General features: G+C 43.6%; 13 protein-coding genes. 3 read left to right on the top strand and 10 right to left on the bottom strand.

What is annotated here, in order from left to right; genetic code table 11:
* Positions 1 to 16: 16 nt before the first annotated feature.
* From ACFQ21_RS22585 to ACFQ21_RS22575, 3 genes are all read right to left on the bottom strand, one after another.
* On the bottom strand, positions 17 to 1012 hold the full coding sequence (locus ACFQ21_RS22585) for a FecR family protein (RefSeq protein ID WP_377582935.1): 996 nt from the start codon (positions 1010 to 1012) through the stop codon (positions 17 to 19).
* A gap of 72 nt (positions 1013 to 1084) precedes the next feature.
* Positions 1085 to 1672: an RNA polymerase sigma-70 factor gene (locus ACFQ21_RS22580; RefSeq protein ID WP_377582933.1), complete on the bottom strand. Its 588-nt coding sequence runs from the start codon at positions 1670 to 1672 to the stop codon at positions 1085 to 1087.
* 101 nt (positions 1673 to 1773) lie between these two features.
* Entirely contained in the window at positions 1774 to 1989 is a 216-nt protein-coding gene (locus tag ACFQ21_RS22575; RefSeq protein WP_377582931.1) for a DUF3253 domain-containing protein, read from the bottom strand.
* A gap of 264 nt (positions 1990 to 2253) precedes the next feature.
* On the opposite strand from ACFQ21_RS22575, the gene ACFQ21_RS22570 reads away from it, so the two are divergent.
* Both ACFQ21_RS22570 and ACFQ21_RS22565 read left to right on the top strand, forming a co-directional pair.
* A complete protein-coding gene (locus ACFQ21_RS22570) occupies positions 2254 to 2583 on the top strand; it encodes a DUF1801 domain-containing protein (protein WP_377582929.1) in 330 nt (109 codons plus the stop codon).
* Complete coding sequence (locus tag ACFQ21_RS22565) at positions 2580 to 3614, top strand: RluA family pseudouridine synthase (protein ID WP_377582927.1); 1035 nt, start codon at positions 2580 to 2582, stop codon at positions 3612 to 3614. Before ACFQ21_RS22570 ends, ACFQ21_RS22565 begins: the two co-directional genes overlap by 4 nt.
* 153 nt (positions 3615 to 3767) lie before the next feature.
* Here ACFQ21_RS22565 and ACFQ21_RS22560 read toward each other — a convergent pair whose 3' ends face one another.
* The 7 genes from ACFQ21_RS22560 to ACFQ21_RS22530 all read right to left on the bottom strand — a co-directional run bounded on the left by ACFQ21_RS22560 (position 3768) and on the right by ACFQ21_RS22530 (position 11236).
* On the bottom strand, positions 3768 to 3971 hold the full coding sequence (locus tag ACFQ21_RS22560; RefSeq protein WP_377582925.1) for a hypothetical protein: 204 nt from the start codon (positions 3969 to 3971) through the stop codon (positions 3768 to 3770).
* Positions 3972 to 4100: 129 nt separating this feature from the next.
* A complete protein-coding gene (locus ACFQ21_RS22555; RefSeq protein ID WP_377582923.1) occupies positions 4101 to 4466 on the bottom strand; it encodes a hypothetical protein in 366 nt (121 codons plus the stop codon).
* Positions 4467 to 4575: 109 nt separating this feature from the next.
* Positions 4576 to 5358: a hypothetical protein gene (locus ACFQ21_RS22550; protein WP_377582921.1), complete on the bottom strand. Its 783-nt coding sequence runs from the start codon at positions 5356 to 5358 to the stop codon at positions 4576 to 4578.
* A gap of 49 nt (positions 5359 to 5407) precedes the next feature.
* Positions 5408 to 6604 carry a homogentisate 1,2-dioxygenase gene (locus tag ACFQ21_RS22545; protein ID WP_377584050.1) on the bottom strand — a complete coding sequence of 399 codons (1197 nt, stop codon included), beginning with the start codon at positions 6602 to 6604 and terminating at the stop codon, positions 5408 to 5410.
* Between the two features lie 154 nt (positions 6605 to 6758).
* Positions 6759 to 8099, bottom strand: a complete 1341-nt coding sequence (locus tag ACFQ21_RS22540) for a Gfo/Idh/MocA family protein (protein ID WP_377582919.1) — start codon at positions 8097 to 8099, stop codon at positions 6759 to 6761.
* Between the two features lie 34 nt (positions 8100 to 8133).
* Positions 8134 to 9489 carry a 3-keto-disaccharide hydrolase gene (locus ACFQ21_RS22535; RefSeq protein ID WP_377582917.1) on the bottom strand — a complete coding sequence of 452 codons (1356 nt, stop codon included), beginning with the start codon at positions 9487 to 9489 and terminating at the stop codon, positions 8134 to 8136.
* A gap of 34 nt (positions 9490 to 9523) precedes the next feature.
* Positions 9524 to 11236: a GMC oxidoreductase gene (locus ACFQ21_RS22530; RefSeq protein ID WP_377582915.1), complete on the bottom strand. Its 1713-nt coding sequence runs from the start codon at positions 11234 to 11236 to the stop codon at positions 9524 to 9526.
* 215 nt (positions 11237 to 11451) lie between these two features.
* On the opposite strand from ACFQ21_RS22530, the gene carB reads away from it, so the two are divergent.
* Positions 11452 to 14268, top strand: coding sequence for a carbamoyl-phosphate synthase large subunit (carB, locus tag ACFQ21_RS22525; protein WP_377582913.1), 2817 nt, complete (start codon positions 11452 to 11454; stop codon positions 14266 to 14268).
* Positions 14269 to 14338: the final 70 nt, after the last annotated feature.

Here is a 14338-nt window from a genome sequence, read left to right as displayed (position 1 = left end):
TCGTTAGATTAAGTTTCTATTCTTCGCAGCCTTTTCCATATAGGGTTATGACCTGGCCTGCTATACTATATTGAATGCCGGTGCTATAGCGGATGGCACGCAATACATTTTCAACCGGTTCATTTTTATATTTACCGGTGATGCGACATTGCCGGATGTTCGCATTCTTGAAATGTATAGTAACGCCGTATTGCTGTTCAATTTTTCTGGCGGCATCAGCAAGCAGTATATCTTCCAGTATCAGGGTGTGATTTTTCCAGGCGAGGTCTTTCTCGAGATCAGCCGGTTCTTTGATCATGCTGTGGTTAAGACGCGAGTAGTTTATTTTTTCGTGAGGAAGCAATACCTGTGTATCGTTGCCTTGCATAACTCGCACTTTTCCAGTGGCAACGCTTACTATAATATTGTTGCCCGTAGCATTTACATTGAAGGAAGTGCCGAGTACGTGCGTGGAAAATTCATCGGTATGAATAATGAAGGGGTGAAGTGAGTCTTTTTCAATTTCAAAAAAAGCCTCTCCCGTTAAATATACCTCCCGCTTAAACCCTTTGAATGTCTCCGGGTATTTTAAGGATGCATTTGAATTGAGTTGAACGATGGAGCCATCGCTCAATTTTATACTCAGTTGTTCTCCCGCGGTTGTGTGCTGCTCGGTATAGACAAGTTCTTCCGAACGTGACTCGGAATATTTACCCAATACATAAATAGCAATGCCCGCTGCCAGAAATATAGCCAGCGAGGCCGCGATCTTTTGCCACGATAACGTTCTGGTTTTTTTTTGTTCTTCTTCATATACATCGATCCGGTGATTGAGCTTCTGCAACCCGGATGATAAATCGAACTGCGATTGATGTGATGTGTTGTTAGCTTCCCACGAAGCCGACCACTCCAGAAATATTTTCTGATGCGATATATCTTCGGCTACCCAATCCAGTAAAGCTTTCTTTTCGTGTTCGGTGGCTTCGTCAGCGAGGTAACGTACAATAAGATGTGTCGGGATTTTCTCCTGCATAGCATTTGGTTTACTATACGGGAAGGGGGAATAACAAGCACCACCCCACCAGTGCCGGGTATTATCAAAAGGTTAAGCTTCTGTTAACGCGCTCGCGTGGTTTTCAGGATACTGATACTGCCTGAGCGCCTTGCGTAAATGACTAAGTGCTTTTACCAAATGATTCTCTACGGTGTTCTCAGAGATGTCGAGTATCTTGCTGATCTCCCGGTAGGTTAGGTTATCGAACCTACTCATCATAAAAACCTGTTTACAACGGTGTGGCAAGGCGCCAATGGCCAGGTCAATATGTTGCTGGAGTTCTTTGTGTACGAGTGATTGTTCCGGTGTGGTAGAATCGGCAAAGTCGGTTTGCAGAAGAATGTCATCAATGTCTTCATACAACGGTTGCTGCTTCTTTAGCACAGCAAGGGCAGCATGCTTTACTGCTATATAAAGATATGCATTCAGATTTTTTTCGATTGTAAGTTGGTGGCGGTTCTTCCAGAGGTATACAAATACATCGGCAACTACTTCTTCCGCTTCCGCGGCATGGCGCAGGTAGGTATTTGCGAACCGGCAGAGCTTATCATAATACTGAGCGAACAGCGTGTTAAGTGCCAGACGATCGTTGGCCTGTATCTGTTTGAAAAGTATAATATCGGAGCGCTCCGGATCCACAGCCTAAAAATTCCATTTTAGCTGCAGAGCGCAAAAGTATAGGTGTTATCAAATCGTAAAGAGATTATTAATGAGAGGGAGAGCAGCAATTTGTGCCTTCTCTATTTCTTTCTGAACCGGAAGGGTTCTTTATTAGTGGCAATGAGCTTGCCCTCCTGTATAAGCGTACTGGCAACAAGTTCTACCTGGTCAACCAGCATCTGCCAATTCTTTTGATCAATAGCCTGCGCTACATCAGACGGACAAAACGTTTTTTCAGTACCACGCTCGTCAGCAAGTTTTAGAATTGTTTTCCGAATGTCATCAGCAAAAACCATAAGAGCTTTCGATGTGAGTTATAAACATGAACCAGCGTACAATGGTTCTGATTTCAGCATGCTTTTTTATTATTTATACTATTTCCACGCCCGGTAATAATGCTAGTGTCTCATCCTGCATGGTGCTGTGCTTTTAAATATAGCTCGTCTTGCCGGAGAATGATTCTTTTAGCAAATCTATAGAATGAGCACAGAGAAAGTTATTTTTGCATTATGATAGTATCACGTTTCATCGCAGAAAGCCAGGAACCGAATCGTGAAATCATGACTGTACTTAGGTCGTGGGTAATGGACTTGGGACGGCACGTGGAGGAGAAGATGAGCAACAAGGTGCCACATTTCTATTTCTACGGACAATTGTGCTACCTCAATCCACTGGCGGAAGGTGTTGAGTTTGCCTTTACAAAAGGATACGAACTCTCGGACGATGCCAAGATGCTGGAGTTTAAAGGACGCAAGCATGTAAAGTCTATTACCTTCCACAGCGTAGCCGAAGCGGAAGAGAATGAAGATGGAATACGCCATATTCTGAATGAAGCAGCTATACTAAACGAATATCATTTTAAAAGAAAAAAACAGCGAAGCACGAAATGAGTGAGGATATTATACTTCCGGATGACGGTGATGATGATGAAATGTTTGAACATCATCGCATCGTAGCGGACCCCAAGCAAAGCCTGCTTCGCATTGATAAGTTTTTAATGGATCGGTTACCCAATGTAACACGAACCAAACTGCAGACCGGCATACATGATGGTTTTGTTCGGGTAAATGACAAAGCTATAAAGCCAAACTACAAGATCCATCCAAACGATGTTGTCACGGTTTCTTTGCCTGAGCCCCCGCGCGATACCGAGATCATCCCTGAAAATATACCGCTTAATATAGTCTTTGAAGATGACCATTTGCTCGTGATCAACAAACCGGCGGGAATGGTCGTGCATCCGGCTTATCAGAACTGGAGCGGCACAGTAGTGAATGCCCTGGCGTATCACTTTCAGAATTTACCCCGGATGACGGGTAATGAAGGTCGCCCGGGATTAGTGCATCGCATTGATAAAGATACCTCCGGGTTACTGGTAATTGCCAAAGATGAAGCAAGCCTTACGGGATTAGCAAAACAGTTCTTTGATCACTCCATTGAGCGCACCTATAATGCACTGGTATGGGGTGTGCCGGAGCAGCCGAGTGGAACGGTCAATGTAAATGTAGGACGAAGTTTAAAAGACAGACGCGTAACGACTGCTTTCCCGAACAGTGACATGGGGCGCCATGCCATTACACACTATAGTTTACTTCGTGACCTGCGCTACGTATCGCTGATCGAATGCAAGCTTGAAACAGGCCGTACACACCAGATACGGGCACACATGAAATACCTCGGCCATCCGCTTTTTAACGATGCTATGTATGGTGGTAATGAGGTGTTGAAAGGAACAACCTTTACGAAGTACAAGCAGTTTGTAGAGAACTGTTTCAAAATTATACCACGCCAGGCTTTGCATGCCAAAACGTTGGGCTTTGTTCATCCTGTCACAAAACAACATCTGCAGTTTGATTCAGAGCTGCCACAGGATTTTACCGATGTACTCGATAAGTGGGACCACTACGTAAAGTATAACTAGTATATAATTTATACCGGGTACGAATAACAATTAACGGATACGGTTACAGGAAAGAGTAAAGGATTGTGCTTGATGCAGAAATACATCAAAGAGTATAGAAGAAGTAACCTAAACGCTGTTTAGATCGAGTGACTTGTAACAGCTTTCAGCCTCTTAAAAAGATGGTCTGAGTTTTCTGTCTTTGCCCAGCGCCTGACGAATCTCCTTCAGCGCCTGGCGTTTCAATCGTTGATGAGAAGCTTCATCCTGCGAAGCATACATCAGTCCCTTTATATACTCAAGTACCTTCTCCGTTTGCATCTGATCGAGCGAGTCAAGCGACTCAACGATCTGATATTTTTGATTTATAGTTGTCATACGTGTAGTGGTTGTTTGACAACACAAATAACGTAAATCAACCACCTGATGTTCAAGAACCATGCCCGCTATTAACAGTAATACAACACGGTCGTAATATTTGAGTTAAAAATGCTGAAAAGCAGTGCTTTATAGATCGAGTATACCAAAGAATTCGGAATATGGTATATGTAAATCAATGAAGGTAAATCTGGGTTGCTGGGTTAATTTTATCCGATCGTATATCTTTTTACTCTCTAAATCAGACGACAGATAATATTTAACATTCCTTTCTGTATCAGCCTGTGCAAAAAGCTTGGTGTCGTTGGGAATAATTTTACGATCGTTTAAATAGATATTTCCGGAGTGCCGTTGGCTAAAGATATATTTGGCAAAGTCTCCCGCTCTTTGTGCATGATTCAAATTGAAAGGAAGAACCTGTAAATTTCGAAGAGGTAATTCCGATGTACTGCCACCAACGCAATATTCGGCAACGCTAATCGTAGATACTATCATGGTAATATCATGGTCCAGGAAATAACGAAAATAATTATCTGCGTTTCTAAAGAGAGGATCGTTGTCGTTTAAAAATCTTAGAAAAAAACTGGTGTCAAGTAAAACACATTCATGATTCATAATTACCTCGTATTTCATTAAGCCAACTGTCTGCATCAATAGACCCAAGCCAGTTTTTTTTTGCCTTGGTCCGAAGTGATGTCAGGTACTCTTTATCGTATTTGGGTTCGTAATCAATCAGGTCAATAAAAGATAGACTTGACTTGTCGAACTCTCCGGTTTCTGAATGTTGCTTACCTTTAACTCGTACTCCATGATTTTTATAGAGAAGATTTTGCTCAAGCTTCTCTAAAAATTCAATAGGTGTTTCAATTCGCAGTAAGCCGTGGTCGTCTGTTAACAAGTACATATTAGCGCGATCTTTTCCACCAGCATTTGTTATTCTGCCGTAGAAATAAAATTCCGCTTCGCTCCAGATCGCTTCTGTTCTCAGGTATCGGGTATCTTTATTCAACTGAATCTCATTAGTGCCGGAAATGGAAGTGCGCAACGTTAGAGTATAATTCTTTTTTGTAGCTATAGCCTGGAATTCTTCAATTGCTTTTGCCGTGGGGTAATCCAGAAAATCTATACTATTGTTCTCTCGTATCTGCCCGAGCAAAGCATTGAATCCAATGATATATTGTGCAGATGTTTTGAAAATATGTTTTACAGATCCCTGTTCTATTCTGTAGCTAATAACTGGTCTGTCCTTTTTATCACTGGGGAATAAAAGATTTTCGACATTCTCCAAAATCAACATGATTTCTTTGATGTCATAGTTATCAGGTGTAATTTCTTTATTGCCTTGTAGCCCTGATATACCTATTTCTATAAAACCTGTTTTCTCCATTGTCAAATTCCCTGATAAAAATAAGTAATTATTAAATAAAATGAGGTGCCTATGGTGTATTCACCTCATTGTAGCTCCCTGATGTATTATCCGTCCAGCTCATGGGGTAATTTTTATCCAGGAACTCTAACGAATCGGTAGTCAGATATAGCGGGTGAAAGGTGTCGATCATCACGGCCAGTTCATGTGTTTCTTTGGCACCTATACTTTTCTCTACCGTGCCGGGATGTGGTCCGTGTGGCAAGCCTCCGGGGTGTAATGTAAACGATCCGCGCTCTATACCTCTGCGACTCATGAAATTTCCCTCAGCATAGTATAGCACTTCATCTGAATCGATATTGCTGTGATTATAGGGTGCTGGTATAGCCAGCGGATGGTAATCGAATAACCGCGGGACGAAAGAACAGATCACAAAGTTTCTCGCCTGAAACGTTTGGTGTACCGGAGGTGGCTGGTGAATGCGCCCCGTAATCGGTTCAAAGTCGTGAATGGAAAATGCATACGGCCACAGGAAGCCATCCCACCCGATCAGATCGAGCGGACTATAATCATATATATACTGATGCAGAAATCCCTGCTTCTTTATCTTCAGCAAAAATTCACCTTGGTGTGTTTCGGTAATCAGCTCGTGTGGTGGACGAATATCGCGCTCGCAGTATGGCGCATGTTCCAGTAATTGTCCTAATTGATTTCGATAACGTTTTACCGTTTCAACCGGTGATGTTGATTCGATGATGAGCAATCGCAGCGGTCCTTCTTCAAACTCAAGTTTGTAAATAACCGTGCGTGGTATAACGATATAATCTCCCTGGCGAAGTTCAAGTTTACCAAAGGGTGATATCAATGTGCCTTTGCCATCATGTACATAAAGTACTTCGTCACCTTCCGCGTTTTTATAGAAGTAATCCATGGTGCGCTTGCGTGGCGAACAAATAGATATAGAGCAATCGGCATTCATGAGTAACACTTTGCGCGCATCGAGATAGTCTTCTCCCGTAGTTGTTACTTTGGATGTGTTGAGATGGGTTTGACGCAGCGCATAATCTTCCACGCGTTTAGCACCATAGCGTATGGGCTCTTTCAGTTCTTTGATGCGTGTAGGCGGATTGATATGATACAGGTTGGAATATATACCCGAGAAACCTTCCGAGCTTACAAGTTCTTCTTTATACAGGCTTCCATCCGGCTGCCGGAATTGGGTGTGCCGCTTGGGTGGAATTTTTCCGAGACGATGGTAATACATAATGGAAGTAGTTTATCCTAAAATTAACGAATGGATAGTATAGGCGTATGCGTTCCAAAGCCTCTTTCGTAAAATCAACTTTCACAAAATAAAACTCCTCTGCACAACGTATTTGTACAGAGGAGCCGTTTCTTATTTGGGTATAAATAGCGCAGGGCTAGTACTTGAATACTTTTCCACCCGCCATTACTTCCTGTTTCTTTTCATCGAATGTTACTTTCTCTCCGGTGCGAACAGCAGCGTTCGTCATAATGGTGGCGATAGAATGCATATAGCCTGCTTCTACGGGGGCGTTAGGTTCTTTTCTGCTGCGTACACATTCCATCCAGTTGCGCATGTGTGCCGATGTTAATGGGTCGCCTCCCGTGTTGGCGGATGCAACAACCTGTTCAACTTGTTGCTGTACTATATCCATCTCCGGTAAAAGATTAGCCTGCATGTTCATCGCAGTTGCATGGTTAAGCCGCAGACCACCTACCGGTGAAACCTTGTTCGTATTCAAATTCAGTTCACCTCCGTTGGAATAGTATATCTCCGCAGGGCGCTCATCACCATTCATCATGCGTGAAGTAAACTGTACCTGGAAGCCCTGCTTGTCGTCACCATAATCAAATACGGCCGTAGTTGTATCCCAGTTCTGACGACCATCTTTCCAGAAATATACTCCACCATTCGCCACTACACTGCGTGGATGTTTCAGGCCGCTGAACCAATGCACTGTATCGATCTGGTGACTCATCCACTGCCCCGGCATACCTGATGAGTATGGCCAGAACAATCTATACTCTAAATATTTTCTGGGATCAAAATTCTCAAACGGGCGATTCATCAGGAAGCGTTTCCAGTCGGTGTCCTGCTCGCGCAACTCGGCCACGAGCGCAGGCCTTCTCCAACGACCTGGCTGGTTAACGTTCCAACTCAATTCAACCATAACAATTTGTCCGAACTTACCGCTCTGAATGAAATCAGCGGCAGCATGATAGTTCTTGCCGCTTCTGCGTTGTGAACCGATCTGTACAATCTGCTTGGAGTTTTTTACCGCCTTTAATGCAGCACGATTGTCTTCCATCGTTTCAGCAAAAGGTTTTTCAGTATAGGTATCACAGCCCGCCTTTATCGCTTCTATTGTATGCAACGCGTGTTGAAAATCGGCAGTGCTGATTATGACTGCATCGAGATCTTTGATCTTGTATAGTTCATCGTTATTGACACAAGCCTGTATATCGTGTTGAAATTTTTCTTTGAGATACGCCTGTCCTTCTTCTCTTCTTTTTTTCCAGAGATCCGATACCGCTACAATGTCGAAGTTCAGTTCCTGGTAATGATTCATGAAACTCGGTAACAACGACTGACGGAAACGATCGGAGAACCCGACAACGCCAACGCGTACGCGGTCGTTCGCACCAATGATGTTAGCATAACTCTTCGCTGAAAATGCGATGGCTCCCAAGGATGCAACCGCAGTTTTCTTTATAAAATTTCTTCTGGACGTTTTCATGCTATATATACTTTATCGAGTTTGGGTGGATATTTTACTTCAGTTCCTTGATCTTGATGCTTCTGAACGAAACATTATCACCGTGATCCTGCAGCAGAATGTGTCCCTTCTCAGCCATGCCGAAGTTTTCCCACTGTGCATATTTACTGCGCGCTACCAATGCCTTAAAGATGTTGTTGCCGCGTTTATATTCGATCACTTTATATCCGTTCAACCAGTGTTCTACACGATTGTCAGGATATACTATAACACGACCTTGATTCCACTCACCAATTTTTTTGAGACCTCTCGGATTTTTGTCGGATGGAATGAGATCGTATAGCGATGCCAGTGTTCTGTTACCCACTGCACCCATCTTCGCATCCGGATGTTTCTCATCATCGAGCACCTGGTATTCAAGACCGATGGCAGAGCCCTGGTTATTTTCTTTTTCGGTTACAAAATATTTCACACCGCTGTTGGCGCCTTCGGTAAGTTTAAATTCAAATTGAAGATCGAAAGCTCCGTATTCATTCTCCGTAACGATATCGCCACCATTCTGCGATTCACCTCCTGTTGATTTTACAACGCTCAGGGTACCGTCTTTTATCTCCCATCCTTTCTCCGGAAATTTATCTTTGTAAGCACCGCGCCATCCTTGTGTTGTCTTGGCATCCCACAGAAATACAAAACCGTTTTTCTTTTCCTGTTCAGTAAGTGTATTTGGAACAAAGTTCATTACGAAGATAGAATCAACGGGTGATGGCTGAAGTGCTTCTGTTTTAATACGAATGTTTTTAAACCACACATGCTTGCCGGCTTCTTCCGGTTTGTTGATGGAGTGCACCTGCAGTGCTATAAATCCTTTCAGCGTCATATCATCCACTACATGTGCACAAGGTATACCGTTAATCCACGTACGCAACGTGTTGCCTATTGCTTCAATGCGCAGCGCGTTCCATTCGTTGTTGCGATAGGCATTCTTCGCGGGTAAATTATACTCCAATGGATAGAGCCATTGTCTTCTGGATTCATCATATATACCTCCGCACCATTTGCGTGGTGTAGGGTCTATATCAAGCTGGTACCCGAAAACTTTACCGTTCAGGTAATCGGGTTTACTCTCGCTGCGGAACTGTACTCCGGAGTTAGTGCCGTCATCCATTTTGAAATCAAGTTCGAGAATGAAATCACCAAAGGTTTCTTCGGTAACGATAAAGGAGTTGGGTGAATCGCTGATGGTTGTACCAACGATCATTCCGTTCTCTACTTTGTACGGAGCTTTACCGTTAATCTGCTTCCAGCCTGTTAGATCTTTGCCATTAAAAAGTTTTCGCCAGCCCTTATCGGTTTTCTGTGCGTAACTCAGACACGAGACAAAAACAAAAAATATTATACTGAGTCGTTTCATGATGATTGTATGGAGTTGGTTTAAGGTTGAGTCACTATATATTTAACCGGTTCATTTCTTTTACTGCATAATCACATGCGCGTGCTGTCAACGCCATATAGGTGAGCGATGGATTAACGCACGAGGAGGAAGTCATACAAGAGCCATCCGTAATGAAAACATTCTTCACACTGTGCATCTGGTTGAACCCGTTAAGCACCGAAGTTTTTGCATCGCGTCCCATGCGTGCAGTGCCCATTTCATGATTGGCATTGCCCGGAAACGATGTGTTGATATAGGGCTTTATATCTTTAAAGCCTGCTGCTTCCAACATCTCTGCAGATGCTTGTGACATGTGTTGCTGCATGGCCATTTCGTTCTCTTTAAACTCGCAATCAATGGTTATAGTATTACGGCCAAAGGCATCTTTCTTTTCCGTGTTCAGCGTTACGCGATTGTCCTGGTAAGGCAGACATTCACCGTAACCTGAAAAGGAAATTCCCCAAGGGCCGGGCTTCTGAACGTTTTGCTTCAGAGTTTCTCCTATATCCCCAGACGCAAAATGACTCATCCAACCACTACGCCACGAACTGCCCATGAGTCCAAAACCGCGAAAATAATTTTCGGTCTTGCCGTTCATATTCTGAAAGCGAGGTACATATAGTCCGTTGGGTCTGCGACCGAAGTAGTATTGATCTTCATATCCTTCCATTAGCGCTTCTGCTCCGGAATGTTTATGATGGTCCATCAGGTTTCTGCCAACCTGATCGCTGTCATTACCCAATCCGTTCTCAAAACGATTAGATATAGAGTTGAGCAGAATGAATGTAGTGCCAAGTGTGGAGGCGTTCAGAAAAAGTATACGTGAATAATATTCGATTACCTCTTTGGTTTCTGTATCGATAACTTCAACACCAACGGCTTTCTTCTTTTGCTCATCGTACAAAACTCTGTTTACCAGCGAGTGCGGGCGAAGCGTAAGATTACCTGTAGCAAATGCAGCAGGCATGGTGCTCGCATTTGTGCTGAAGTATGCTCCGTATAAACAACCGCGATGACACTGATTTCTGTACTGACAAACACCACGTCCTTTTACAGGCGCGGTAAGATTTGCTACACGACCTATTGTAATCCTTCGATCCGGAAATTTTTTTTCAGAGCCTTCTTTGAATTTTTTTTCAACGCAGGTCATCTCCATCGGAGGTTGGAAATTACCATCGGGTAAATGTGCGAGTCCTTCAGCCTGGCCACTCACCCCGATAAATGTTTCCACGTAATCGTACCATGGGGCGAGATCTTTATAGCGAATAGGCCAGTCAACACCGTGACCATCGGAAAGATTGGCGGTAAAGTCAAGATCACTCCAGCGATAGCAGTGGCGTCCCCAGAGCAACGATCGTCCACCCACCACATCCCCACGAATCCAGTCGAAGCGTTTCACCTCGGTGTATGGATTTTCAAGGTCGTTGATGTAAAAATGTTTGTTATCGGCCCGATATGAATAATGCCGGCACTGTATATATCCCTTCTCGCGGTCTTCGCGCGTGAGCCTGCCGCCATGGTCAAATTCCCAGGGATCTTTACTGGTGGTAGGGTAGCTGGGATGCTCCACATTTTTACCCCGTTCCAACATCAGTACTTTCAATCCCTTCTCGCACAGTTCTTTGGCTGCCCAACCACCGCTTATACCTGAGCCTACAACAATCGCGTCATACGTATTTTGCTCCCGGCTTTTACCGTTCAGGTTCATGCTTGCAATTTTCTCCACTCTAAAGTTTTTAAAATCTTTTTGTTGGTGAAAATAAGTTTTTCAAACGGTAACGGGAACGGTCACATTGGTGTGAAACACCAACATTCGTTACCATGGATGGTATTATGAAGTGCTGATTTTTTATTTTGAATATTAATATTCGCGAATCGCTTTAGCATTCCACCTCATGTTATATTTTTGCGCAATTTTGTTCATACCACTCCACTACAAAAATGCCAAGAGATAGAAGTATTCGCTCCGTACTCATCATCGGTAGCGGCCCCATTATTATTGGTCAAGCCTGCGAGTTCGATTATTCCGGTTCACAAGCATCACGCTCACTGCGTGAAGAAGGAATCGAAGTCGTGCTGATCAATTCTAATCCGGCTACGATCATGACAGACAAGGTAACGGCTGATCATGTGTACCTGAAGCCGCTGACAAAAAAATCTATTCGTGAAATTCTGGAGAAGCACCACATTGATGCTGTGCTTCCTACTATGGGTGGACAGACTGCGCTGAACCTTTGCATTGATTGCGACAAGGCAGGCATCTGGCAACACTATGGTGTGCGTATTATTGGTGTTGATATCAAGGCCATTGAAACTACAGAAGACCGCGAGAAGTTCAGGTTGAAAATGCTTGAACTCGGTGTTGGTGTTTGTAAAGGAGGAACGGCAAGTTCATTCCTGCAGGGTAAAGAGATCGCACAAGACATTGGTTTCCCATTGGTAATTCGTCCTTCCTATACTTTAGGAGGAACCGGTGGGGCTTTCGTAAACAGTCCGGAAGATTTTGATGAAGCGCTGAATCGTGGCTTGCACGCATCACCTATACATGAGGTGTTGGTGGAGCAAAGCATTATGGGCTGGAAAGAATACGAGCTCGAACTTCTGCGCGATAGTCTAGGAAACGTAATTATAATCTGTTCGATCGAGAACTTCGATCCGATGGGTATACATACCGGAGATTCGATTACAGTTGCTCCGGCCATGACGTTGCCCGATACAGTATATCAACACATGCGCGACCTCGCCATTAAAATGATGAATGGTATAGGTAAGTTCGCAGGTGGTTGCAACGTGCAGTTCTCACTTGATCCGAATGATGACAATAACATTATCGGTATCGAGATCAACCCGCGTGTGTCCCGCTCTTCTGCGCTGGCATCAAAAGCAACCGGTTATCCGATCGCGAAGATTGCAGCCAAACTTGCTATCGGGTATAATCTGGATGAGTTGAAGAATGCCATTACCGGAACAACTACAGCATATTTCGAGCCTGCTATAGATTATGTAATTGTAAAAATACCTCGCTGGAACTTCGATAAATTCCACGGAGCAGATCGCAAACTTGGTTTACAGATGAAGTCTGTGGGTGAAGCGATGGGTATCGGAAGAAATTTCCAGGAAGCGTTGCAGAAAGCTTGTCAGTCACTCGAGATCAGAAGAAATGGTTTGGGTGCTGATGGTAAATCACTGCAAAAGCAGGATGAAATTCTTTACAGCCTGGAACATCCGTCATGGAACCGTATATTCCATATATACGATGCGTTGAAACTTGGTATACCGATGAAGACGGTTCAGAAACTTACCAGGATCGACCGCTGGTTCCTCAAGCAGATTGAAGAACTCATTGAGCTTGAAAAAGAAATTGAGAAGTATAGCATAGACGATATACCCGCATCGCTGATTCGTACGGCAAAAGAAAAAGGATATGCTGATCGCCAGATCGCCCACTTGCTCGATTGCTACGAAAGTGATGTATACAAGAAGCGTACTGACCTCGGTATAAAACGAGTATATAAACTGGTTGATACCTGTGCGGCCGAATTCGAAGCGAAAACGCCTTATTACTATTCTACATTTGATACCGAGAACGAATCAACAGTGTCAAATAGAAAGAAGGTAGTGGTGTTGGGTTCTGGTCCTAACCGCATCGGTCAGGGTATAGAATTCGATTACTCTTGCGTACACGGTGTACTCGCAGCAAAAGAGTGTGGTTATGAAACTATCATGATCAACTGCAACCCGGAGACAGTTTCAACAGACTTCGATATAGCGGATAAACTATATTTCGAGCCTGTGTTCTGGGAACACATTTACGACATCATTCAGCATGAAAAACCAGAAGGTGTTATCGTTCAGCTTGGTGGACAAACTGCACTGAAGCTTGCTGAGAAGCTGGATAAATATGGTATAAAAATTATAGGTACATCTTTCGAAGCTCTTGATCTTGCGGAAGATCGCGGAAGATTCTCAACGCTGCTGAAAGAGCTTGGTATACCGTATCCTGAATTTGGTGTTGCTACAAATGCCGATGAGGCGCTGGAAGTATGCAAAACAATAGGCTTCCCGTTGCTGGTGCGTCCTTCGTATGTGTTGGGTGGCCAAAGTATGAAGATCGTAATCAACGAGCAGGAGCTGGAAGATCATATCCTCGATATCTGGAAGCATTTACCTGAAAATAAAGTATTGCTCGATCACTTCCTGGATGGTGCAATTGAAGCAGAAGCAGACGCTATATGCGATGGAGAGAATGTATATATCATCGGTATTATGCAGCACATTGAGCCTGCTGGTATACACTCAGGTGATTCGTATGCAGTACTTCCTCCGTACAATCTGGGAGACCTGGTGGTTAAGCAGATTGAGCACTATACCAACAAGATTGCTGTTGCGTTGAAGACTGTCGGATTGATTAACATTCAGTTCGCGATCAAGAACGACAAAGTATATATCATCGAAGCAAACCCGCGCGCATCCAGAACGGTGCCGTTCATTTGCAAGGCATACGATGAACCGTATGTAAACTATGCAACGAAAGTAATGCTTGGTGAGAAGAAGGTTACAGACTTTACCTTTAACCCGACACGTAAAGGGTATGCGATTAAAGAACCTGTGTTCTCTTTCCACAAATTCCCGGAAGTTAACAAGGAGCTTGGTCCTGAAATGAAATCAACCGGAGAAGCGATCTACTTCATCGATGATTTGATGGATGATTACTTCATGAAGATTTACTCGGAGCGGAATTTGTATCTGAGTAGATAAACTTAAAAATAAGGATGGGCCTCGGATAATTCCGGGGCTTTATCTTTTTCAAAAAACAGTAAAATTATTT

It is taken from the genome of Ohtaekwangia kribbensis (assembly GCF_042676245.1).
GTDB classification, from domain to species: Bacteria; Bacteroidota; Bacteroidia; order Cytophagales; family Cyclobacteriaceae; genus Ohtaekwangia; species Ohtaekwangia kribbensis.
This window is presented reverse-complemented; position numbering and strand designations above follow the sequence as displayed.

Bases quoted from the DNA above. Each gene is read 5' to 3' on its own strand.
- ACFQ21_RS22570 (WP_377582929.1), top strand. From the start codon at position 2,254: ATGACTGTACTTAGGTCGTGGGTAATGGACTTGGGACGGCACGTGGAG.
- ACFQ21_RS22555 (WP_377582923.1), bottom strand. From the start codon at position 4,466: ATGATAGTATCTACGATTAGCGTTGCCGAATATTGCGTTGGTGGCAGT.
- ACFQ21_RS22535 (WP_377582917.1), bottom strand. From the start codon at position 9,489: ATGAAACGACTCAGTATAATATTTTTTGTTTTTGTCTCGTGTCTGAGT.
- carB (WP_377582913.1), top strand. From the start codon at position 11,452: ATGCCAAGAGATAGAAGTATTCGCTCCGTACTCATCATCGGTAGCGGC.
- ACFQ21_RS22540 (WP_377582919.1), bottom strand. From the start codon at position 8,099: ATGAAAACGTCCAGAAGAAATTTTATAAAGAAAACTGCGGTTGCATCC.
- ACFQ21_RS22585 (WP_377582935.1), bottom strand. From the start codon at position 1,012: ATGCAGGAGAAAATCCCGACACATCTTATTGTACGTTACCTCGCTGAC.
- ACFQ21_RS22550 (WP_377582921.1), bottom strand. From the start codon at position 5,358: ATGGAGAAAACAGGTTTTATAGAAATAGGTATATCAGGGCTACAAGGC.
- ACFQ21_RS22560 (WP_377582925.1), bottom strand. From the start codon at position 3,971: ATGACAACTATAAATCAAAAATATCAGATCGTTGAGTCGCTTGACTCG.
- ACFQ21_RS22575 (WP_377582931.1), bottom strand. From the start codon at position 1,989: ATGGTTTTTGCTGATGACATTCGGAAAACAATTCTAAAACTTGCTGAC.
- ACFQ21_RS22565 (WP_377582927.1), top strand. From the start codon at position 2,580: ATGAGTGAGGATATTATACTTCCGGATGACGGTGATGATGATGAAATG.